This is a genomic window from Haloarcula nitratireducens (genome assembly GCF_019599505.1).
In genome coordinates this window covers 1-2,357 of sequence record NZ_RKLT01000061.1, presented here as the reverse complement: position 1 = coordinate 2,357, position 2,357 = coordinate 1, and the positions used below count along the sequence as shown (strand labels likewise).

The window sequence follows — 2,357 nt, the reverse complement described above, 5'->3', positions numbered from 1 at the left end:
CACCCAATTCTAATAATTTTTGTGCCGTTGGGTATTCGGTCGGGCAGACCCCCGTGGACTAACACACCGGGCTTACGCGATTCACGCCCGCCGTGAACGGCGGGATTCTCTCGCTGAATCCAGATAGCAGCAGAGTCCTCTCTTCAATTTTTCCTACCCCTTTAGGGTGAGCTTACGCTAGTACCGTATCAATGGGTTCTATCACCTTCCAGTGGAAATTAGATGGCGAAGAAAACTCTCAAAAAGAGGTCACACAAATAGGTACTGAGGAGAACTTTTAGGATTCTCTCCAGCTATCGTCGGCTGAACTACTTGTCTCAAGTATTTGGTTCCAACCAAGTGACTGTGAGATATCAGACCAGATATCGACTTTCTCAGTGGTATAACTACTTTTTCGTATTAACCACTCTATAAATGATAGACTTATTTGATGTTTCTACCCTCAATACAACATATCTCTGTCAATCCACCCGACTAGTCCATCATGTTTAACCGAATACCTCTCTAAGGAAGAGTAAGGGAAAGCTATATTATATCTCACTAACACCATCCACGTAATGGGTAGGTATCCACGAATGGTGCGGGGGTCGCGATTGAAATGTATCGCCTGTAATGCACCCGTTACTGAAACAACGGAAGGGCAGTATGTTTGCGTTAACTGTGGCGCTGAGCCGATTAGAATCTCACAACGAGTTAAGCAGGCTTCGGATTGATAATGTCTGAATCAGTCGAACATCAGCAACCTACTAACGGATCATCGCCGTCAACGCAATCGATAGCAGTACAGGACACTAGTTCATCGTGGTTAGTCTCAGCTGACAGTGATATCCAGCCGGCGATATCTATCGTGATGCCGACACTCAACGAGGAAGACGGGATCGGTGAGTGTATCGAACGCATCACCACGGCGCTCGAAGAGCTGAAAATTCATGGCGAAATACTAATCAGCGATAGCTCGACGGATCGAACGCCTGAGATCGCTCGGGAGATGGGGGCCATCGTTGTCGAACCTGATGGCAAGGGCTATGGCTATGCATATCGCTACGCCTTCGAGCGGGCGCGTGGCGAGTATATCGTCATGGGGGACGCTGATACGACCTACGACTTCGAGTCCATTCCGCGGCTTCTCGAGCCAGTTCGGGACGGGACAGCGGATATCTGTATGGGGAGTCGGCTCAACGGTGAGATCCGCGATGGATCGATGCCCACGCTCCATCAGTACATCGGCAACCCGCTGTTGACGAAGTTCCTCAACGTCTTCTACGGCGCAGGTGTCAGCGACGCCCACAGCGGCTTTCGTGTGTTCACGCGTGAGGCATACGAGACACTCGATCTGAACACGGATGGCATGGAGTTTGCCAGTGAGATGATCATGGAGGCTGGGGCGAAAGATCTGCATATCGAGGAAGTGCCGATCATCTACCACGAACGCGAAGGGGAGGAGACCCTCGATAGCTTTCAGGATGGGTGGCGCCACGTCCGATTCATGCTCGTGAACGCCCCTGGAAATCTGTTCTCGATTCCTGGCATCATGCTGGGCGTGGTTGGTCTCGCGATTATGGCGATCGCCTACAGTGGGCTGTCGATTGGCGGCGTGAGCCTCGGCCCTCACTCGATGATTGCGGGGAGTCTCCTCGTGCTTGTGGGGTTCCAAGTGCTGTGTATGGGCGTCTTTGCGACGGTCACGTCAGATCCGATTCGGCGACCAACTGATCCGATAACAAATTGGATGACGAGTTCGCTGCGGTTGGACCGAGGCGTTACTGCTGGCCTCGCTATGTTCGGGCTGGGAGCTGTGTATGCCGGCATCATGATTAGCCAGTGGATCGCGAGTGGTTTCACGCAGATTCCGTTGCTAATGGCCGACATCGCTGCCTTCACCGCGATTGTGATCGGGCTCCAGACGGTCTTCAATTCGTTCCTGATGAGCACGGTCGCGTCGCAGTAGAGGCTGCTCGCTAGCGTTTTCCACAGCCCTGACGTGGGCATTTATCATGATTCGTCGAGAGAGCAGCGCCAGCCAGGCAAGACAAAGCAGTGACTTTCTCCTCTCGATGGGACGGGTTTTCCACGAGTACTATGGCAATAGATGGGTGGAACACGTTGGGGGGGAATGGGTCCCCAACGCGGTAGGGGGTGGGCACGGGCATGCCGGAAGCGATAGCTTCAGCGGTGCCCGCAGCGAGCGTTTCTGGTCACTGAGTATCACTGTTGTGATGTCCAGACATTCGGCCGTGGTGAATCGCCAGACGTAGCTTGATTTCACTGGTTCAGAGACTGCTTGATGTTGTGAACTGCACACATCAGAACGAGTTCACGGAATTCGCCGAACCAAGATCGCGCACGCACGGCGTCGC

1 protein-coding gene and 1 pseudogene are annotated in these 2,357 nt (G+C 53.1%); one reads left to right on the top strand and one right to left on the bottom strand.

Features of this window, described 5'->3' with window-relative positions:
• Positions 1–715: 715 nt before the first annotated feature.
• A complete protein-coding gene (locus EGH23_RS26190; RefSeq protein ID WP_236045114.1) occupies positions 716–1,948 on the top strand; it encodes a glycosyltransferase family 2 protein in 1,233 nt (410 codons plus the stop codon).
• Positions 1,949–2,262: 314 nt separating this feature from the next.
• Here EGH23_RS26190 and EGH23_RS26185 read toward each other — a convergent pair.
• Positions 2,263–2,357 (bottom strand): annotated as a pseudogene (locus EGH23_RS26185) (IS5/IS1182 family transposase); the annotation flags it as partial.

What these genes read in the sequence shown, in the direction of transcription:
- EGH23_RS26190 (WP_236045114.1), top strand. Translation starts at nt 716, where the DNA reads ATGTCTGAATCAGTCGAACATCAGCAACCTACTAACGGATCATCGCCG.